The organism is Leclercia sp. UBA2479, from assembly GCF_002341985.1.
Lineage (GTDB): Bacteria > Pseudomonadota > Gammaproteobacteria > Enterobacterales > Enterobacteriaceae > Enterobacter > Enterobacter pneumoniae.
Genome location: NZ_DDPB01000008.1, coordinates 74,479 through 93,591 on the forward strand (window position 1 = coordinate 74,479; position 19,113 = coordinate 93,591).

The 19,113-nt window shown below is 53.6% G+C and carries 26 protein-coding genes; 13 read left to right on the top strand and 13 right to left on the bottom strand.

What is annotated here, in order from left to right; all coding sequences use genetic code 11:
- Nucleotides 1-149: 149 nt before the first annotated feature.
- The gene (elbB, locus tag B3B59_RS08595; RefSeq protein WP_046885863.1) at nucleotides 150-803 is read left to right on the top strand and encodes an isoprenoid biosynthesis glyoxalase ElbB; all 654 of its coding nucleotides are present in this window, start codon (nucleotides 150-152) and stop codon (nucleotides 801-803) included.
- Nucleotides 804-811: 8 nt separating this feature from the next.
- Nucleotides 812-1,510 carry a monofunctional biosynthetic peptidoglycan transglycosylase gene (gene mtgA, locus B3B59_RS08600; RefSeq protein ID WP_286808834.1) on the top strand — a complete coding sequence of 233 codons (699 nt, stop codon included), beginning with the start codon at nucleotides 812-814 and terminating at the stop codon, nucleotides 1,508-1,510.
- Here mtgA and npr read toward each other — a convergent pair.
- The 11 genes from npr to B3B59_RS08655 form a co-directional block, all read right to left on the bottom strand.
- Entirely contained in the window at nucleotides 1,507-1,779 is a 273-nt protein-coding gene (npr, locus tag B3B59_RS08605) for a PTS phosphocarrier protein NPr (protein ID WP_040073866.1), read from the bottom strand. The genes mtgA and npr overlap by 4 nt on opposite strands.
- Nucleotides 1,776-2,630, bottom strand: a complete 855-nt coding sequence (gene rapZ / locus B3B59_RS08610) for an RNase adapter RapZ (protein WP_040073867.1) — start codon at nucleotides 2,628-2,630, stop codon at nucleotides 1,776-1,778. The genes npr and rapZ overlap by 4 nt, the downstream gene beginning before the upstream one ends.
- A gap of 45 nt (nucleotides 2,631-2,675) precedes the next feature.
- Nucleotides 2,676-3,167: a PTS IIA-like nitrogen regulatory protein PtsN gene (gene ptsN / locus B3B59_RS08615; RefSeq protein WP_040073868.1), complete on the bottom strand. Its 492-nt coding sequence runs from the start codon at nucleotides 3,165-3,167 to the stop codon at nucleotides 2,676-2,678.
- Between the two features lie 82 nt (nucleotides 3,168-3,249).
- Complete coding sequence (hpf, locus tag B3B59_RS08620; protein ID WP_010436063.1) at nucleotides 3,250-3,537, bottom strand: ribosome hibernation promoting factor; 288 nt, start codon at nucleotides 3,535-3,537, stop codon at nucleotides 3,250-3,252.
- A 22-nt stretch (nucleotides 3,538-3,559) separates the two neighbouring features.
- Complete coding sequence (rpoN, locus tag B3B59_RS08625) at nucleotides 3,560-4,993, bottom strand: RNA polymerase factor sigma-54 (protein WP_286808728.1); 1,434 nt, start codon at nucleotides 4,991-4,993, stop codon at nucleotides 3,560-3,562.
- A gap of 48 nt (nucleotides 4,994-5,041) precedes the next feature.
- Nucleotides 5,042-5,767 (bottom strand): LPS export ABC transporter ATP-binding protein, encoded by a 726-nt coding sequence (gene lptB / locus B3B59_RS08630; protein WP_286808730.1) that lies wholly within the window; start codon nucleotides 5,765-5,767, stop codon nucleotides 5,042-5,044.
- Between the two features lie 6 nt (nucleotides 5,768-5,773).
- Nucleotides 5,774-6,328: a lipopolysaccharide ABC transporter substrate-binding protein LptA gene (gene lptA / locus B3B59_RS08635; RefSeq protein WP_040073871.1), complete on the bottom strand. Its 555-nt coding sequence runs from the start codon at nucleotides 6,326-6,328 to the stop codon at nucleotides 5,774-5,776.
- On the bottom strand, nucleotides 6,297-6,872 hold the full coding sequence (gene lptC, locus B3B59_RS08640; protein WP_040073872.1) for an LPS export ABC transporter periplasmic protein LptC: 576 nt from the start codon (nucleotides 6,870-6,872) through the stop codon (nucleotides 6,297-6,299). The genes lptA and lptC overlap by 32 nt, the downstream gene beginning before the upstream one ends.
- Nucleotides 6,869-7,435, bottom strand: coding sequence for a 3-deoxy-manno-octulosonate-8-phosphatase KdsC (gene kdsC / locus B3B59_RS08645; protein ID WP_286808835.1), 567 nt, complete (start codon nucleotides 7,433-7,435; stop codon nucleotides 6,869-6,871). The genes lptC and kdsC overlap by 4 nt, the downstream gene beginning before the upstream one ends.
- Nucleotides 7,436-7,449: 14 nt before the next feature.
- Nucleotides 7,450-8,436 (bottom strand): arabinose-5-phosphate isomerase KdsD, encoded by a 987-nt coding sequence (gene kdsD / locus B3B59_RS08650; RefSeq protein ID WP_046885778.1) that lies wholly within the window; start codon nucleotides 8,434-8,436, stop codon nucleotides 7,450-7,452.
- Nucleotides 8,437-8,449: 13 nt separating this feature from the next.
- Nucleotides 8,450-9,427 carry a calcium/sodium antiporter gene (locus B3B59_RS08655; protein ID WP_040073875.1) on the bottom strand — a complete coding sequence of 326 codons (978 nt, stop codon included), beginning with the start codon at nucleotides 9,425-9,427 and terminating at the stop codon, nucleotides 8,450-8,452.
- 227 nt (nucleotides 9,428-9,654) lie between these two features.
- Between B3B59_RS08655 and mlaF the strand changes: the two genes are divergently transcribed.
- The 7 genes from mlaF to murA all read left to right on the top strand — a co-directional run bounded on the left by mlaF (nucleotide 9,655) and on the right by murA (nucleotide 14,440).
- The gene (mlaF, locus tag B3B59_RS08660; protein ID WP_040073876.1) at nucleotides 9,655-10,467 is read left to right on the top strand and encodes a phospholipid ABC transporter ATP-binding protein MlaF; all 813 of its coding nucleotides are present in this window, start codon (nucleotides 9,655-9,657) and stop codon (nucleotides 10,465-10,467) included.
- 7 nt (nucleotides 10,468-10,474) lie between these two features.
- The gene (gene mlaE / locus B3B59_RS08665) at nucleotides 10,475-11,257 is read left to right on the top strand and encodes a lipid asymmetry maintenance ABC transporter permease subunit MlaE (protein ID WP_040073877.1); all 783 of its coding nucleotides are present in this window, start codon (nucleotides 10,475-10,477) and stop codon (nucleotides 11,255-11,257) included.
- 4 nt (nucleotides 11,258-11,261) lie between these two features.
- Nucleotides 11,262-11,816 (top strand): outer membrane lipid asymmetry maintenance protein MlaD, encoded by a 555-nt coding sequence (gene mlaD / locus B3B59_RS08670; protein ID WP_040073878.1) that lies wholly within the window; start codon nucleotides 11,262-11,264, stop codon nucleotides 11,814-11,816.
- Nucleotides 11,817-11,819: 3 nt separating this feature from the next.
- Nucleotides 11,820-12,455: a phospholipid-binding protein MlaC gene (mlaC, locus tag B3B59_RS08675; RefSeq protein WP_040073879.1), complete on the top strand. Its 636-nt coding sequence runs from the start codon at nucleotides 11,820-11,822 to the stop codon at nucleotides 12,453-12,455.
- The gene (gene mlaB / locus B3B59_RS08680; protein WP_040073880.1) at nucleotides 12,455-12,748 is read left to right on the top strand and encodes a lipid asymmetry maintenance protein MlaB; all 294 of its coding nucleotides are present in this window, start codon (nucleotides 12,455-12,457) and stop codon (nucleotides 12,746-12,748) included. The genes mlaC and mlaB overlap by 1 nt, the downstream gene beginning before the upstream one ends.
- 126 nt (nucleotides 12,749-12,874) lie before the next feature.
- Nucleotides 12,875-13,129, top strand: a complete 255-nt coding sequence (gene ibaG / locus B3B59_RS08685; protein WP_014071941.1) for a BolA family iron metabolism protein IbaG — start codon at nucleotides 12,875-12,877, stop codon at nucleotides 13,127-13,129.
- Nucleotides 13,130-13,180: 51 nt separating this feature from the next.
- Nucleotides 13,181-14,440: a UDP-N-acetylglucosamine 1-carboxyvinyltransferase gene (gene murA, locus B3B59_RS08690; RefSeq protein ID WP_040073881.1), complete on the top strand. Its 1,260-nt coding sequence runs from the start codon at nucleotides 13,181-13,183 to the stop codon at nucleotides 14,438-14,440.
- Between the two features lie 60 nt (nucleotides 14,441-14,500).
- Here the strand turns inward: murA and sfsB are convergent, their stop codons facing one another.
- The gene (gene sfsB / locus B3B59_RS08695) at nucleotides 14,501-14,788 is read right to left on the bottom strand and encodes a DNA-binding transcriptional regulator SfsB (RefSeq protein WP_040073882.1); all 288 of its coding nucleotides are present in this window, start codon (nucleotides 14,786-14,788) and stop codon (nucleotides 14,501-14,503) included.
- A gap of 228 nt (nucleotides 14,789-15,016) precedes the next feature.
- Nucleotides 15,017-15,988, bottom strand: a complete 972-nt coding sequence (gene ispB / locus B3B59_RS08700) for an octaprenyl diphosphate synthase (RefSeq protein ID WP_040073883.1) — start codon at nucleotides 15,986-15,988, stop codon at nucleotides 15,017-15,019.
- A 256-nt stretch (nucleotides 15,989-16,244) separates the two neighbouring features.
- On the opposite strand from ispB, the gene rplU reads away from it, so the two are divergent.
- The 4 genes from rplU (at nucleotide 16,245) to cgtA (ending at nucleotide 19,089) form a co-directional block, all read left to right on the top strand.
- On the top strand, nucleotides 16,245-16,556 hold the full coding sequence (gene rplU, locus B3B59_RS08705; protein WP_003025032.1) for a 50S ribosomal protein L21: 312 nt from the start codon (nucleotides 16,245-16,247) through the stop codon (nucleotides 16,554-16,556).
- 19 nt (nucleotides 16,557-16,575) lie between these two features.
- Nucleotides 16,576-16,833, top strand: a complete 258-nt coding sequence (gene rpmA / locus B3B59_RS08710; RefSeq protein WP_007673187.1) for a 50S ribosomal protein L27 — start codon at nucleotides 16,576-16,578, stop codon at nucleotides 16,831-16,833.
- A 96-nt stretch (nucleotides 16,834-16,929) separates the two neighbouring features.
- A complete protein-coding gene (locus B3B59_RS08715) occupies nucleotides 16,930-17,895 on the top strand; it encodes a DMT family transporter (RefSeq protein ID WP_286808733.1) in 966 nt (321 codons plus the stop codon).
- Nucleotides 17,896-17,910: 15 nt separating this feature from the next.
- Complete coding sequence (gene cgtA / locus B3B59_RS08720) at nucleotides 17,911-19,089, top strand: Obg family GTPase CgtA (RefSeq protein ID WP_040073885.1); 1,179 nt, start codon at nucleotides 17,911-17,913, stop codon at nucleotides 19,087-19,089.
- Nucleotides 19,090-19,113: the final 24 nt, after the last annotated feature.

Here is a 19,113-nt window from a genome sequence, read left to right on the forward strand (position 1 = left end):
CCAGACGCCGCCTCAAAATTTAGGCCGCACGCAGTTAAGATAGCAAATCTTAAATACTTTGTTACATGAATCAGTGAAATATGTGAAGCATAGCGTTTTAATCAGAATTATTAATAAGCTTCAGTCACTTGCTATAAGGAATCGGCATGATGAAAAAAGTTGGCGTAGTGCTTAGCGGTTGTGGTGTTTATGACGGGGCTGAAATCACCGAGTCCGTCCTTACGCTCCTGGCGTTGTCCCGGGCAGGTGCGCAGGCAATCTGTTTTGCCCCCGATAAAGTCCAGTCCGACGTCATTAATCATCTGACTGGCGAAGCGATGGCCGACAGCCGTAACGTGCTGATCGAAGCGGCGCGCATCGCCCGTGGAGATATCCATCCGCTCAATATGGCGAAGGCAGAGGCGCTGGATGCGCTGATCGTACCGGGCGGATTCGGTGCGGCAAAAAACCTGAGCAACTTTGCTGCGCAGGGAAGCCAGTGTGAAGTTGATGACGATCTGAAAGCGCTGGCGCAGCAGATGCACCAGCAGGGCAAACCCCTGGGTTTTATCTGCATTGCACCGGCCTTGCTGCCAAAGATTTTTGATTTCCCGCTGCGCCTGACCATCGGCACCGATATCGATACTGCCGAGGTGATCGAGGAGATGGGCGGTGAACATGTTCCCTGCCCGGTGGAAGATATCGTTGTCGATGAAGATAACAAAATCGTCACCACACCTGCGTATATGTTGGCACAGACTATCGCCGAAGCCGCTGCGGGCATTGATAAACTGGTCGCACGCGTACTGGTGCTGACGGAATGATTGTGAAGATGTTCAAGCGCTGGCTGCTGCGGATTGTGTTGGTGCTGGCGGTATTCTGGGGCGGCGGCATTGCGCTGTTCAATATTCTACCGGTGCCATTTTCTGCGGTAATGGTAGAGCGTCAGCTTAGTGCCTGGTTCGCGGGAAACTTCAGCTATGTGGCGCATTCCGACTGGGTGAGCATGGATGAGATCTCCCCCTGGATGGGGCTGGCAGTGATAGCCGCTGAAGATCAGAAATTCCCGGAGCACTGGGGGTTTGACATGGGCGCCATTGAAAAAGCGTTGGCGCATAACGAACGCAATGAGAACCGGATCCGTGGTGCATCGACGCTTTCCCAGCAAACGGCCAAGAACCTCTTTTTGTGGGATGGACGTAGCTGGGTGAGAAAAGGGCTGGAAGCCGGGCTGACGTTAGGTATGGAGACCGTCTGGAGTAAGAAGCGGATCCTGACGGTGTATCTCAACATCGCCGAGTTTGGTGAGGGGGTATTTGGTGTGGAGGCTGCGTCTCAACGCTATTTCCATAAACCTGCCAGTAAGCTAAGCCCCGCTGAAGCCGCGCTTCTCGCAGCCGTTCTGCCAAACCCAATTCGCTTTAAGGCCAGCGCACCGACGGGTTACGTGCGTAGCCGCCAGGCGTGGATCCTGCGGCAGATGCGGCAGTTAGGCGGCGAAGGCTTTATGCAGGCGCACAAGCTCTACTAATCTTCGTCGAACCCGGCGTTAAACAGCGCAATGACCGCGGCCAGCGCCTCTTCTTCCTGAGGCCCCGTCGCTTCAATTTCAATCTGGCGGCCCTTAGCGGAATCGAGCATTAGCAGTGCAATCACGCTGTTCGCTTCCGCTTCGGTACCTTCGTCGTTACGTAGCAGAACCTCTGCGTCGAAGCCCTGCATCAGCTCAAATAGCTTCATGGCCGGGCGGGCGTGCATTCCCAGCTTATTGGTGACTTCCACGGTCTGCTTTACGGTCATGTTTTACGTTTTTCCAGCGTGCGATGACGCGACTGAACGTTTTTACCGCGAGAGCGGAAATAGTCAGCCAGTTGCTCGGCAATGTAGACCGAACGGTGTTTACCGCCCGTACAGCCAATCGCCACAGTCAGATAGCTGCGGTTATTGGTCTCCAGCATAGGTAACCATAGCTCAAGATAGCTACGAGTCTGGTAGATAAAGTTATGGACTTCAGTATGCCGATCAAGGAAGGCCGCTACCGGCTTATCCAGACCCGTCATTGGGCGCAGTTTAGGATCCCAGTGTGGGTTTGGCAGGAAGCGTACGTCAAAGACGTAGTCGGCATCGATAGGGATACCGTGCTTGAAGCCAAAGGACTCAAACACCATGGTCAACTCGCGTTCGCGTTTACCCAGCAGGCGGGTACGCAGCATCTCGGCCAGCTCATGCACTGACATCTCAGAGGTATCTACGATCAGATCCGCGCGGGAACGCAGCGGCTCCAGTAGATCGCTCTCTTCATCAATAGCGCTTTCCAGCGACAGATTCTTACTGGAAAGAGGGTGCAGACGACGGGTGTCGCTATAACGACGGATTAACGTATTGCGGTCGGCATCAAGGAAGAGCAGCTGCGGGGAAAACGCTTCCGGCAGGCTGCTCATCGCCTGTTCGAAGATCTCCGGGGATTCCGGCATATTTCGTACGTCGATACTGACGGCCGCCGAGATTTGTCTGTCTGCCAGCGTTCGTGCCAGGTCGGGCAACAGCACCACCGGCAGGTTATCTACGCAGTAAAAGCCCATATCTTCCAGCGCACGCAGGGCGACGGATTTACCCGACCCGGAACGTCCGCTGACGATCATCAGCACCATGAAACTTTTCTCCTCAGGACAGCAAATGTCATAGCCATTACCCGATTACGCATCATCCTGGTTGCCTTCCGCTTCCGTGATAATTTGATAAAGTTCTTCGTCACTCTGCGCAGCGCGCAGGCGGCGACAAATGGTTTTGTCTGCCAGGCGTCTGGCGACCAGCGACAGCGTATGCAGATGGGTTTTCGTTTGATCGGCAGGAACCAGCAGCGCAAACAGCAGGTCGACAGGCTGATTGTCGATGGCATCAAAGGCGATCGGCGTTTCCAGCTGGACAAAGACGCCCACGGCGCGCAGGGTGTCCTCTTCCAGCTTGCCATGCGGAATGGCGATGCCGTTACCGATACCGGTACTGCCCATTTTCTCACGGGTCAGGATGGCTTCAAACACCACTTGCGGCGCTAAGCCCAGCTGTTTAGCCGCCAGTTCGCTGATGATCTCCAGCGCACGTTTTTTGCTCTGGCAATGAACGGCACTGCGGGTACATTCCTGGTTAAGGACATTGCTCAGTTGAAGAGCGGAATCGTTATTTATCATAATTTCACCTAAGCGCTAACGATACAAAGGGCCTGATGTGTTTCACAACAGGCCGGCCTGCATCCGTTAACTGCCCGGACAATTAGTGTTGTTTCAGTTTATCTTTATGTTTATTTAGCTGTCGGGCCAGCTTATCAATCAAGCCGTCGATAGCCGCATACATGTCCTGCCCTTCCGCACTGGCATGGAGCTCGCCACCGTTAACATGCAGGGTGGCGTCCGAGATATGAGTCACTTTCTCCACTTTCAACACAATGTAGACCTGGTTGATCCTCTCGAAATACTGTTCAAGTTTGGCAAATTTTGTATTCAAAAATTCGCGCAGCGCCTCGGTAATTTCGACGTTATGTCCAGTGATGTTGAGCTGCATAGTGTCTTCCTTATCGGTTGTGTCAGACCAGCTGTTTACGCTGGTTAGACGGCGGAATGGATAAAGACTCTCGATACTTCGCAACAGTGCGGCGAGCCACCATGATACCTTGATCCGACAGCATGGTGGTTAACTTACTGTCACTCAGTGGTTTCGCGGGGTTTTCCGCGGCGATCAATTTCTTCACCAGCGCACGGATGGCTGTCGACGATGCTTCGCCGCCGCCTTCGGTATTAACATGGCTAGAGAAGAAATACTTAAGCTCAAAAATACCGCGTGGGCTATGCAGATACTTCTGCGTAGTGACGCGGGAAATCGTGGATTCGTGCATTTCGACGGCCTGGGCGATATCCGCCAGCACCATCGGTTTCATGTACTCTTCGCCCCGTTCGAAAAAGGCCTGCTGTTGCTCGACGATACAGCGGCTGACGCGAAGCAGGGTATCGTTACGGCTCTCAAGGCTTTTAATCAGCCAGCGCGCTTCCTGCAGATTACTGCGAATAAACTGGTTATCGGAGTCGTTGCGCGAGCTGGTGCACATTGAGGCGTATTGCTGGTTAATTTGCAGGCGGGGAATGCTGTCGGAGTTAAGTTCTACGGTCCACAGACCGTTATGTTTTCGCACCAGCACGTCGGGGATAACATACTCGGGCTCGCTGGTCTGGATCGACTGACCCGGACGGGGATCCAGTGACTGAATCAGATTCACGGCGGCCTTGAGCACATCTTCTTTTAGCCGCGTCACCCGCATTAAGGCCCGGAAGTCATGATTTGCCAGCAGATCCAGATGATCGCTGACGATCAGTCTGGCCTCTTCGAGCCAGGGCGTCTCTTTCACAAACTGCGACAGCTGTATAAGCAGGCAGTCACGCAAATCTCTCGCCGCTACGCCAATGGGATCAAAGCGCTGAACTCGCTTCAGAACCGCTTCGACCTCTTCCAGATCGATATCGGCATCGCCAATGCTTTCCAGAATATCTTCCAGCGGTACGGTGAGATAACCGGTGTCATCAACAGCATCGACGATAGAGGTGGCGATGGCGCGATCGGTATCGGAGAACGGGGTCAGCTCCACCTGCCACATCAGATAATCCTGCAGTGACTGGGTCGTTTCCCCCTGATAAACCGGCAGTTCATCGTCCTGGTAATCCACGCGGTTACCGGAAGGGGTGCCGGCGGTGTAGATCTCATCCCAGCTGGCATCCAGCGGCAGCTCGTCGGGCATCTCTTTCTGCTCAAGGGCATCGGCGGTATCAAGTGCCTCGGTGTCCTGGGACTGCTGGGTTTCTACCTCATCGTGAAGATCGGTTTGCTCAAGCAGAGGATTGCTCTCCAGCGCTTGCTGGAGCTCCTGCTGCAGTTCAAGCGTAGACAATTGCAACAGGCGGATTGCCTGCTGTAATTGTGGCGTCATTGCCAGCTGCTGGCTGAGCCTTAATTGCAAACCTTGCTTCATATTCAGAGCATTTTTCTCCGGTTACGCGTTGTTGTACCTCTTACCCTATCAGAGTCTGAAGTCTTCCCCAAGATACACGCGCTTAACATGCTCGTCTTCCAGGATCGCCTGCGGCGTGCCATGAGAAATCAGATGCCCCTGGCTCACAATGTATGCACGTTCGCAGACGGCCAGCGTTTCGCGCACGTTATGGTCCGTGATCAATACGCCGAGGCCGCTGTCGCGCAGATGCTCGATAATGCGTTTGATATCGATTACGGAAATGGGGTCAACGCCCGCAAAGGGTTCATCAAGAAGAATGAATTTTGGGTTGGCAGCCAGCGCTCGGGCAATCTCAACGCGACGACGTTCGCCGCCCGAGAGCGCCTGACCGAGGCTGTCACGCAGATGTTCAATGTGGAACTCTTCCATCAGCTCGTTAGCGCGATCTTCACGCTGCTCGGCGGTAAGATCGTCACGGATCTGCAAGACGGCCATCAGGTTGTCGAAGACGCTCAGGCGACGGAAGATGGACGCTTCCTGCGGCAGATAGCCGATACCACGACGGGCACGGGCGTGCAGTGGCAGCAGACTGATGTCTTCGTCATCGATAATGATGTTGCCTGCATCGCGCGGCACAATACCGACCACCATGTAGAAAGTGGTGGTTTTACCCGCACCGTTCGGCCCCAGAAGCCCGACGATCTCACCAGAGTTTACGGTCAGACTGACATCTTCCACGACGCGGCGGCCCTTATAGGCCTTCGCAAGATTCTTTGCAGTTAATGTTGCCATAACGAATTAGTTACTCTTTTTCTGTGCCGGAGCCTGATTGCTGTTTTTGTCCTGCAGCTGCGACGGAACAAGTACGGTGGTGACGCGTTTGCCTTTTTCACTGAAGGCCTGCATTTTCTGCTCTTTCACCAGGTAGGTGATCTTGTCGCCGGTGATATTACTGTCCAGCTGCTCCAGGAATGCGTTGCCAGTGAGCACGACAAAATCTTTTGCCAACTCATAGTGCATGTGCGACGCGTGGCCTTTTACCGGTTTGCCATTGTCCTGCATCTGATAGAAGGTGGCCGGATTGCCGTAACCATCGATAATCTCTTTACCATCTTCGCCACCCGGACGGGTCACGACGACTTTGTCTGCATTGATTTTGATGGTGCCCTGAGTCACCACCACATTGCCAGTGAACGTCACCACATTGCCCTGCATATCAAGAGACTGGGTGTCTGACTCGATATGAATCGGCTGCTCGGTATCACCTGTCACAGCAAGCGCAGGCAGACTGGCGGCCAGCAGTGCGCTGGCGATGACGAAATTAAGGCTGAGTTTGTTTGTTTTGAATTTCATAGGAGGTTCTAACCTTTTCAATCAGCTCTGCGTTCTTGCTGCGTAAGTTCCCGCGCATTCTGAGGCCGCTGGAATTAAATGTTGTGCCGTATAAAGTGACCAGATCCTGGGATGTGACATCCTGGGTGACCAGGTTGATCTGTGCGTTGTCAGTGGTGATTTTGCGCAATTGCGCATCAGGGGTCAGCGCATTCACTTCCACATGGCCATAAAGATAAAGCATACGGTCATTCGTCAGTTTTGCCCGATCTGATTTGATGGACCATGTCTGAACTTTATCTTTGTCAAACGTGGTCAGCACCGGCTGGGTAAACCACGAATCACCCTGCTCAGAGAAATATTCAACGTGCTGGGCGATAAGGCGATAATTCAGTGCGCCTTCCGGGCTATAAACCACGGTATTGCTTTGATCGCTTTTATAGGTTGGATCGCTCGTGTTCACCGTCGGCGCTTCGGTGTCATCCCGATCGGCAAGATTCACGCCAATCAGTACCAGTGCCAACAGCGAAAGCAGAATAATAACCCAACGTCTGGTTTTACTCATATCGATTGCCCTTTGGCCTCATCAAGCTTGCCTTGCGCCAGTAACAGGAGATCGCACACCTCACGAACCGCGCCCCGGCCACCGTTGATCCGGGTGACATAGTCAGCGCGGGGGAGTAAAAGCGGATGCGCATCGGCAACGGCAATGCTCAGCCCCACTTCAGCCATTACTGGCCAGTCAATCAGATCGTCGCCTACATAGGCTACGTTTTCTGTGGCAATAGCCAGTTTATCCAGCAAATCCCTGAAAGCGACCCTCTTATCGGATTGTCCCTGATAAAGATGGGTGATGCCCAGCGTGTCGCAACGGTCTTCTACTAGTTTAGCCTTCCGGCCGGTGATAATGGCAACTTCTATGCCAGAAGTCAGTGCGCAGCGAATGCCGTAGCCATCACGCACATTAAAGGCCTTAAGCTCCTCGCCGTTATTACCCATATAGATCAGGCCGTCGGAGAGGACGCCGTCCACGTCCAGAATCAGCAAACGAATCTTTTCCGCTTGCGCCATCATTTGTGCACTGACCGGGCCGTAACAGGTTGCAAGCGAAGCACCCGCATTACTCATTGTCTTATCCTTCATTACACTACGCCTGCGCGCAGAAGATCATGCATATGTACCACACCCAGCAACTGGTCGCCATCGGCAACCATGACCGCGGTAATATGGCGGGACTGCATCAGGTTGAGCGCATCGACCGCCAGCGTCCCCGGACGCACACGAATTCCGCCGCTGGTCATCACATCGGCGATACCCAGCGTACGTACATCGACGCCCATATCAAATACCCGGCGCAGGTCCCCGTCGGTGAAGATACCTTCGATCTTCATCGTCTCATCACAGATGACCGTCATGCCCAGGTTTTTACGGGTGATTTCCAGTAACGCATCACGTAAGGGAGCGTCTTTACTGACGTGCGGAATTTCCTCGCCAGTATGCATGATGTCGTTGACGCGTAACAGCAATTTGCGTCCAAGCGCACCGCCAGGGTGGGAGAGGGCGAAATCTTCCGCCGTAAAACCGCGGGCCTCAAGCAGCGCGACGGCAAGGGCGTCGCCCATCACCAGTACCGCGGTGGTGCTGGATGTGGGAGCCAGACCCAGCGGGCATGCCTCTTTAGGGACTTTCACGCACAGGTGCACATCTGCGGCGCGCGCCATGCTGCTCTCGGGGCGGCTGGTAACGCAGATAAGCTTAACCTGCAGCCGCTTTAGGACCGGGATCAGCGCCAGAATTTCGTTAGATTCACCTGAGTTGGATAAGGCAATAACCACATCCTGCGGCGTGACCATACCGAGATCGCCGTGAGCGGCTTCGCCTGGGTGGACGAAAAAGGCCGTTGTCCCGGTGCTGGCAAAGGTTGCCGCCATCTTGCGGCCGATATGACCTGATTTACCCATCCCCATTACCACGACTTTGCCGCTACAGCGAAACAGCATTTCGCACGCCAGCGTAAAATCCTGATTAATGTATTGGTCTAACTGCGCCAGACCTTCACGTTCAATCTCCAGAACCGCTTTTCCTGCTTTCTGAAAGTCAAAGTCCGGCTGCAATTCTATGTGCGACATAATCCGTATCCGTTTACCCAGAGAGAAGAGGCGAGAGCCAGTACAGCATCGCCATCCATACGATAAAACCCGCGGTCAGTAGCGCGCCTGCGCCTTTACCAATCTGCCGTTTGCGGCGCCAGCAGAGTAGGGCAAAGATGGCGCTGACCAGCACCATCACCCCGTAATCTCGCGAGAAAGCCAGCGGGTTGAATACGCCAGGTGAGAGCAACGCTGGCAGGCCGAGCACAATCGCGATATTAAAAATGTTCGAACCGATGATGTTACCAATGGCGATATCGTCCTCGCCTTTACGCGCTCCCGCGATGGCGGTTGCCAGTTCGGGCAGACTGGTACCAATGGCGATAACCGTCAGGCCGATGGTGAGCTCGCTCATGGCAAAGTAGTTTGCCAATACCGTAGCGTTATCGACGATCATCCGCGTCGCCATGGGCATGATGATCAATGCGATCCCCAGCCAGAGTAGCGCCACGGGCAGCGTGCCTTCGCGCGGTAGCTCCGCCATCTGTTCTCGGGTCAGGCTATCATTGCCCTGTTTTTCTGCGGCGCGGGCGAGCTTAACAATGTAAAGCAGCCAGACCGTCGCCAGCGCCAGCAGGAATATGCCATCGCTCATCGTCAACTGCCCGTCGTACAATACGCAGCCTGCCAACAGACTTACGATCAACATTAGCGGCAATTCGCGGCGCAGAACATCAGAATGCACGCGAAATGGGTGCAACAGTGCGGCAAGCCCTAATATCAATAATATATTGACGATATTGGAGCCAATGGCGGTACCGACGGCGAGATCCAACTGGTCGTGCATCGAAGCGGCGACCGACACGATGATCTCAGGAAGGGAGGTGCCAACGCTGACCACCGTCATGCCAATAATCAAAGGGGGAATGCCAAAGAGACGACAGAGTATTGATGCTGAAAACACCAGACGATCGGCACTGTAGACGACCAAAAGTAAACCAATTATTAACAGTGCTGTTGCGAGAAGCATCAAAAGTCCTTTCTTCAGGTATACTCGCCGGTCCACTGAGAGAAAATCTCTGGCTGCATACAGTCTGTAGACGTAACGAATTCTTAATTTTGACTTTATGCGCCGTAAAAGTAAAACAAATGCCAGCTTTCGCTTACCTCAGTGTGAAATATTCTGTAAAAATGCTGGGTTTGGAGCTGAATCAAGCATCATGCTTATCCTGAGCCGGCAATAGAAAGGAAATATACATGAGCCTGAACGGGGCGAATTTAGTCGATGTTCGCGGCGTAAGTTTTACGCGCAGCGACCGGGTCATTTTTGACAATATTTCTCTGACCGTGCCGCGCGGCAAGATCACCGCCATCATGGGGCCTTCTGGCATTGGTAAAACCACGCTGCTGCGCCTGATCGGCGGCCAGATCCCCCCAGACAGCGGCGAGATCCTTTTCGATGGCGAAAACGTTTCAGCCATGTCACGTTCACGCCTCTATACCGTGCGTAAACGCATGAGCATGCTTTTCCAGTCGGGGGCGCTTTTTACCGATCTTAACGTCTTCGATAACGTGGCTTATCCGCTGCGTGAACACACACGTCTGCCCGCGCCGCTGCTGAAAAGCACGGTAATGATGAAACTCGAGGCCGTGGGGCTACGTGGGGCGGCAAAGTTAATGCCTTCTGAGCTCTCTGGCGGGATGGCGCGCAGGGCAGCGCTTGCCCGTGCCATTGCCCTTGAACCGGATCTGATTATGTTCGACGAACCTTTTGTCGGGCAGGATCCCATCACCATGGGAGTGCTGGTTAAACTGATCTCGGAACTGAACAGTGCGCTCGGCGTGACCTGTATTGTGGTGTCGCACGATGTTCCGGAAGTACTGAGCATCGCTGACTATGCATATATCGTGGCCGATAAAAAGATCGTCGCTCACGGCAGTGCGCAGTCCCTGAAGGAGAACGACGACGCGCGCGTGCGCCAGTTCCTCTACGGTATTGCTGATGGGCCGGTTCCGTTCCGTTATCCGGCGGATGATTATCATCAAGATTTATTAGGAATAGGGAGTTAAGCCGCTCATGCTGTTAAATGCGTTGGCCGCTTTAGGACACCACGGCATAAAAACCGTCAGGACGTTCGGGCGTGCCGGATTGATGTTATTCAATGCGCTGGTCGGCAAACCGGAGTTCCGTAAACACACCCCGCTACTGATACGTCAGCTCTATAATGTTGGCGTACTGTCGATGGTTATCATCATCGTTTCGGGAGTGTTCATCGGAATGGTGCTGGGGTTGCAGGGATATCTTGTCCTGACCACCTATAGTGCAGAAACCAGCCTCGGTATGCTGGTGTCGCTTTCATTGCTGCGTGAACTTGGGCCGGTAGTGGCCGCGCTGCTCTTTGCGGGGCGGGCGGGTTCTGCGCTCACGGCGGAGATTGGTTTGATGCGCGCGACCGAGCAGCTTTCCAGTATGGAGATGATGGCGGTCGACCCTCTGCGTCGGGTGATTTCACCGCGCTTCTGGGCTGGGGTTATCTCTCTGCCGCTGCTGACCATTCTCTTCGTCGCGGTGGGCATTTGGGGAGGTTCGCTGGTGGGCGTGCAGTGGAAGGGCATCGATGCCGGCTTCTTCTGGTCTGCTATGCAGGATGCTATCGATCTGCGAATGGATTTGGTGAACTGCCTGATAAAAAGCATTGTGTTTGCCATCACCGTTACCTGGATTGCCTTATTTAACGGTTACGATGCTATCCCGACGTCTGCAGGGATCAGCCGCGCAACAACACGTACTGTCGTGCATTCGTCGCTGGCCGTATTGGGTCTGGATTTTGTGCTCACCGCACTGATGTTTGGGAATTGAGTTCATGCAAACGAGAAAAAGTGAAATTTGGGTTGGTATCTTTGTTTTGCTGGCGCTGCTGGCGGCCTTGTTTATTTGCCTGAGAGCGGCAGATATCACCTCTGTTCGTACCGAGCCTACGTACCGAATTTATGCCACCTTCGATAATATTGGCGGCCTGAAGGCACGTTCGCCGGTGCGCATCGGCGGCGTGGTGATTGGGCGGGTAGCGGATATCTCGCTGGACGAGAAAACCTATCTGCCTCGCGTAGCGCTGGATATCGAAGAGCGCTACAACCACATTCCGGATACCAGCTCGCTCTCCATTCGTACCTCTGGCCTGCTCGGCGAGCAATATCTGGCGCTGAATGTCGGTTTTGAAGACCCTGAACTGGGAACGACTATTCTTAAAGATGGCGGCGTTATTCAGGATACCAAGTCAGCCATGGTACTTGAGGATATGATTGGTCAGTTCCTTTACAACAGTAAGGGAGGTGACGAGAACAAATCTGCTGAAGCGCCCGCAGAATCAGATGTCACGCCACCTGCTGGCACGACGAATTCATCTCAGGAGAAGTAATTCATGATTAAACGACTGTTAATGGTTGCCATGCTGATGATTGCCCCACTCACAGCGGCAAATGCGGCTGGTCAGGCTAACCCTTACCAACAGATGAATGAGGCGGCCAAGAAAACCTTCGATCGCCTTAAAAACGAACAACCTAAAATTCGCTCTAACCCGGATTATCTGCGTGATATCGTCGATCAAGAGCTGCTGCCGTACGTACAGATTAAGTATGCCGGTGCGCTGGTTCTGGGCCGCTACTACAAAGACGCCACCCCAGCGCAGCGTGACGCCTACTTTGCTGCGTTTCGTGAATATCTGAAGCAGGCATACGGTCAGGCATTGGCAATGTATCACGGCCAGACTTACCAGATCGCCCCTGAGCAGCCGCTGGGTGATGCCACTATCGTGCCGATTCGCGTAACCATTATCGATCCGAACGGCCGTCCGCCGGTACGCCTGGATTTCCAGTGGCGTAAAAACAGCCAGACGGGCAACTGGCAGGCCTATGACATGATCGCTGAAGGCGTTAGCATGATTACCACCAAGCAGAACGAGTGGAGCGACCTGCTGCGTACCAAAGGTATTGACGGCCTGACCGCTCAGCTGCAATCCATCTCTCGCCAGAAAATTACCCTGGACGAGAAAAAATAATGACGCAGCCACTCAGCTGGATCCGTGATGGCGAAAAGCTGTTGCTATCAGGCGAGCTGGATCAGGATTATCTGAATCCTCTGTGGGATGCGCGCGACCAGGCGATGCAAGGGGTGACCTGCATCGATCTTGGCGGGATCTCTCGCGTGGATACGGCCGGCGTCGCACTGCTGGCACATCTTGTCGCTGCCGGTAAGAAGCAGGGGCTACAGGTCTCTCTGGCAGGCATCAGCGATAACGTCATCACGCTGGCTCAGCTCTATAATCTGCCGCAAGACGTTTTGCCTCGCTAATTTTTTCAGTACGTTACTATCAAAAGCCTCGACAGTTTCATTGTCGGGGCTTTTTGCTTGTTTAAGACAGCGCCACTTTGCTCTAAGATGTTGGGCTTGTTTTCACTACCAGATGATATAGAACCCATGGAAAATAATGAAATCCAGGCAGTGCTGATGAATGCACTCTCCCTTCAGGAAGCCCACGTCTCCGGCGATGGCAGTCACTTCCAGGTTATTGCTGTGGGTGAGATTTTTGACGGCATGAGCCGCGTGAAGAAACAGCAGGCTGTTTATGCGCCGCTGATGGAATATATCGCGGATAATCGTATCCATGCCCTGTCGATTAAGGCGTTTACCCCACAAGAGTGGGCTCGCGATCGCAAACTAAACGGTTTTTGAGCTGAGGGCGATTAGCCAGCAGCACGGTTGAATTCATACAGAGAGCAAATAATGGACAAATTTCGTGTACAGGGGCCGACGCGTCTCCAGGGCGAAGTGACAATCTCCGGCGCCAAAAACGCCGCGCTGCCAATCCTCTTCGCCGCACTGCTTGCGGAAGAGCCGGTAGAGATCCAGAACGTACCAAAATTGAAAGACATCGACACCACCATGAAGCTGCTGACTCAGCTCGGCACGAAGGTGGAGCGCAACGGATCCGTGTGGATCGATGCCAGCAACGTGAACAACTTCTCTGCGCCTTACGATCTGGTAAAAACCATGCGTGCCTCTATCTGGGCCCTGGGTCCACTGGTGGCGCGTTTTGGTCAGGGGCAGGTCTCACTGCCTGGCGGCTGTGCTATCGGCGCGCGTCCGGTTGATCTGCACATCTACGGCCTGGAAAAACTGGGCGCGGATATCAAACTGGAAGAGGGTTACGTAAAAGCCTCTGTTAATGGCCGTCTGAAAGGCGCGCACATTGTCATGGACAAAGTGAGCGTTGGCGCCACGGTAACCATTATGTCTGCCGCCACGCTGGCAGAAGGCACCACGGTTATCGAGAACGCCGCACGCGAGCCGGAAATTGTGGATACCGCAAACTTCCTGGTCGCGCTTGGCGCGAAGATCACCGGCCAGGGTACCGATCGCATCACCATCGAAGGCGTTGAGCGTCTGGGTGGCGGCGTTTACCGCGTACTGCCTGACCGTATCGAAACCGGTACTTTCCTGATTGCTGCCGCGATTTCAGGCGGCAAAATTGTCTGCCGCAATGCACAGCCCGATACCCTGGATGCCGTACTGGCTAAACTGCGTGACGCAGGGGCCGATATCGAGATCGGTGAAGACTGGATCAGCCTGGATATGCACGGCAACCGTCCTAAAGCGGTAAACGTCCGTACCGCGCCTCATCCGGCATTCCCGACCGATATGCAGGCACAGTTCACTCTGCTGAACCTCGTGGCGGAAGGAACCGGCTTCATCACTGAAACCATCTTTGAGAACCGCTTCATGCACGTACCGGAACTTATCCGTATGGGCGCACACGCGGAGATTGAGAGCAATACCGTTATTTGCCATGGCGTTGAAACACTGTCTGGCGCACAGGTGATGGCGACCGATCTGCGCGCGTCAGCGAGTCTTGTGCTGGCGGGTTGTATTGCCGAAGGTACAACGATTGTCGATCGTATTTATCACATCGATCGCGGTTACGAACGTATCGAAGATAAACTGCGCGCGCTGGGTGCCAATATCGAGCGTGTGAAGGGCGAGTAATCGTTCCTGGCAGCCCCCTGCCTTTAAGACCGGGGGGTTGCTATTCCTGCTAAAAAAGCGTCACTCCTGGCGCTTTCTCTCTTCTCTTTTCCGCCGCATCAACCGCGTTCTGTCAACAAATTCGTGGGTTATGGGATCGTGATAACGCGATGGCCATATCACCCAGGGATCGGTGCCCAGTGCAGTGGCAATGATCAACTCACCTTTCGGCCATGAGCGCGTTAACGCGTTAGCTAAAGTGGATGAGCTAAGACCATTACGGCGAGACTCCGCAGCCAGTGAAGTTCCTTTTTTACGCAGCGCGGCAATAATATCGGCCGGATGCCAGTCGATAAATTTCTTATCCATGTTGCTGTCCCTCTGTTCAGGTGCGTCCACGTCATTTCGAGTTAAATGACGTTGTTACTATACCTTCTTCGAACAGCGGTTCTAAAAAGTTCGCGGCATGCGGAGTGACATTCAGATTATGCCAATCCTTTATTCATGCGGGTTGTAAGCGAATTCATTAACAACGTTATGGATAAAACTGGAGCTTATAAGAACTCTCTTTTTCCGAATCGAGAGTTCTTATTCAGATCAACGATCGCGTTGTACCGCAATGTGCGCCAGGCCAATAAGCGCCTCACGCCAAGGGCTTTCAGGCAGAACCTGAAGGGCAGCGATCGCTTTGTCTGCTTCCTCTTCGGCGCGCTGACGCGTCCATTCCAGAGAGCCGCAAGCTGCCATTGTTTCCAGCACGGGTTCCAGAAGGTGTCGCCCATTACCCTGTTCTATCGCATCACGGATCTGCTTCGCTTGTTCAGGCGTACCGTTACGCATGGCATGCAGCAAGGGTAGTGTTGGTTTGCCTTCGTTCAGGTCATCACCCACGTTTTTACCCAGCGTTTCGCCATCGGCGCTGTAGTCGAGTAGATCGTCAATCAGCTGGAAAGCCGTACCCAGGTAACGTCCATAGTCTTGCAGACCCTTTTCTTGCGCCTCAGAGCAGCCGCCAAGAATACCCGAGCACTGTGCCGCCGCTTCGAACAGACGCGCCGTCTTGCTGTAGATGACGCGCATGTAGTTCTCTTCGGTGATGTCCGGATCGTTGACGTTCATCAGCTGCAACACTTCACCTTCGGCGATGACGTTAACGGCTTTAGACATCACTTCCAGGATCTTTAAGGATCCCAGACTCGTCATCATCTGGAACGCACGCGTGTAAATAAAATCGCCGACCAGAACGCTGGCGGCATTGCCAAACGCGGCGTTCGCGGTGGCTTTACCCCGGCGCATGTCCGATTCATCCACCACATCGTCGTGGAGCAACGTTGCGGTATGGATAAATTCGATCAGGGCTGCAATCGTAACGTGCGCATTTTCCTGATAGCCCACCGCGCGCGCGGCAAGCACAGCGATCATTGGACGGATGCGTTTCCCGCCTCCACTGACGATGTAGTAACCCAACTGATTGATAAGCTGAACATCAGAGTTGAGCTGTTCCAGGATTGCTGCATTCACACCCGCCATATCCTGCGCGGTTAACTCATTGATTTTTTCTAAATTCATCGTAAAAGCCGGGCTTTTAGTCCTGTAGGCCCCATTTTAAATGGGTTAACAAAGGGTTCGGTTAATCAATAGTAGCGCCGATTGTACTGAAAAAACGCCTCAGATAAACGTTGCCGTACGTGTTGTGTTTTTTTTCTTCATGTATTGACGGTAGCACTTGTCAAAGGCTCGCGTTTTGCGTAATATTCGCGCCCTATTGTGAATATTTATAGCGCACTCTGAATCATACGAGGATGTGCGCGGAAGCGGAGTTTATATGTACGCGGTTTTCCAAAGTGGTGGTAAACAACACCGAGTAAGCGAAGGTCAGACCGTTCGCCTGGAAAAGCTGGACATCGCAACTGGCGAATCTGTTGAGTTCGCAGAAGTTCTGATGATCGCAAACGGTGAAGAAGTCAAAATCGGCGTTCCTTTCGTTGATGGCGGCGTTATCAAAGCTGAAGTTGTTGCACACGGTCGTGGCGAGAAAGTTAAAATCGTTAAGTTTCGTCGTCGTAAACACTACCGTAAGCAGCAGGGCCACCGTCAGTGGTTCACTGATGTGAAAATTACTGGCATCAGCGCCTAAGACCTGAGGAGAGATTTAAATGGCACATAAAAAGGCTGGCGGCTCCACACGTAACGGTCGCGATTCAGAAGCTAAACGCCTGGGCGTTAAGCGTTTCGGTGGCGAAACTGTACTGGCGGGTAGCATCATCGTTCGTCAGCGTGGCACCAAATTCCACGCTGGTAACAACGTAGGTTGCGGTCGTGACCACACTCTGTTTGCTAAAGCAGACGGTAAAGTGAAATTTGAAGTTAAAGGCCCGAACAACCGTAAATACATCAGCATCGTTGCTGAGTAAGGTTTTCTCGGTCCGGTAACGGATTAAAGCCCCGCAACCTGTTGCGGGGCTTTTTACATTGGAAACCCGGCAATTTTTTCTGTAGGGAAAACGGGCATGAAGCAGCAGGCCGGCATTGGTATTCTTTTGGCGCTCACTACCGCAATGTGCTGGGGTGCACTGCCAATCGCAATGAAGCAGGTTCTGGAGGTGATGGAGCCGCCCACCGTGGTATTTTATCGCTTCCTGATGGCAAGTATTGGCCTCGGTGCGATCCTCGCGATAAGAGGCAAGCTCCCACCACTACGGCTCTTCCGTAGTCCGCGCTGGCTGGTGTTACTGGCTATCGCGACGGGGGGGTTATTCGGTAACTTCATCTTGTTCAGCTCTTCCCTGCAATATTTAAGCCCTACGGCATCGCAGGTGATTGGTCAGCTTTCCCCTGTGGGCATGATGGTAGCCAGCGTGTTTATTCTCAAAGAGAAGATGCGTGGCACCCAAATTATTGGGGCATGTATGCTGTTATGTGGGCTGGTGATGTTCTTTAACACCAGTCTGGTTGAGATTTTCACCCGCCTGACGGATTACACCTGGGGTGTGATTTTTGGGGTAGGTGCAGCGATGGTCTGGGTGAGTTATGGCGTCGCGCAAAAGGTGTTATTGCGGCGTCTGGCGTCACAGCAGATCCTCTTTTTGCTGTACACTTTATGTACTATTGCATTGCTGCCACTTGCGAAGCCGGGCGTCATTGCTCAGTTGAGCGACTGGCAACTGGCGTGTCTGATCTTTTGTGGTCTGAACACGTTGGTGGGTTATGGTGCGCTCGCTGAGGCGATGGCGCGCTGGCAAGCAGCACAGGTGAGCGCCTTAATCACGCTTACCCCGCTGTTTACGCTATTATTTTCAAATTTGTTATCAGTGGCCTGGCCCGATTTCTTCGTCAAACCGATGTTAAACCTTCTGGGGTATCTCGGTGCGTTTGTCGTGGTTGCGGGCGCGATGTATTCCGCCATTGGTCATCGTCTTTGGGGACGTTGGCGCAAAAATGAAGCGGTTGTAGTCATGCCCCGCTCAGGCGAATGAGTTACGGAGAGTAAAATGAAGTTTGTTGATGAAGCAACGATCCTGGTTGTTGCAGGTGATGGCGGTAATGGTTGCGTAAGCTTCCGCCGTGAAAAATACATTCCACGCGGCGGCCCGGACGGCGGCGATGGCGGGGATGGCGGCGATGTGTGGCTGGAGGCGGATGAAAACCTCAACACGCTGATCGACTACCGTTTCGAGAAATCTTTCCGCGCGGAACGTGGCCAGAATGGCCAGAGCCGTGATTGCACCGGTAAACGCGGTAAAGACGTAAGCATTAAAGTGCCGGTAGGGACGCGCGTCATCGATCAGGGCACCGGCGAAACCATGGGCGACATGACGAAGCATGGTCAGCGCCTGATGGTCGCTAAAGGTGGCTGGCACGGCCTGGGCAACACCCGCTTCAAATCCTCTGTGAACCGTACACCTCGTCAGAAAACGATGGGGACGCCGGGCGATAAGCGCGATCTGCAGCTGGAGCTGATGCTGCTGGCCGACGTGGGGATGCTGGGCATGCCGAACGCCGGTAAATCGACCTTTATCCGTGCCGTCTCTGCTGCCAAGCCGAAAGTAGCTGATTATCCGTTTACCACGCTGGTGCCAAGCCTGGGCGTGGTTCGTATGGATAACGAGAAGAGCTTCGTTGTGGCTGATATTCCTGGCCTGATCGAAGGTGCTGCCGAAGGTGCGGGTCTGGGTATTCGCTTCCTGAAGCACCTCGAGCGTTGCCGCGTCCTGCTGCACCTGATCGATATCGATCCTATCGACGGTTCTGATCCGGTTGAAAACGCCCGTATCATCATCGGTGAGCTGGAAAAATACAGCGACAAGCTGGCGGCGAAACCGCGCTGGCTGGTCTTTAATAAGATCGACCTGATGGACAAAGCCGAGGCCGAAGCCAAGGCGAAAGCGATTGCCGACGCGATGGGCTGGGAAGATAAATACTATCTGATCTCTGCGGCAAGCCAGGTTGGCGTTAAAGATCTCTGCTGGGATGTGATGACCTTTATCATCGAGAACCCGATCGCTCAGGCAGAAGAGGCGAAACAGCCAGAGAAAGTCGAGTTCATGTGGGACGATTATCATCGTCAGCAGCTCGAAGAGCAGCAAGAAGATATCGAAGATGACGAAGACTGGGATGACGACTGGGATGAAGATGACGAAGAAGGCGTCGAATTCATCTACAAACGTTAAGACCGTCTGTGACCCCCTTATCAA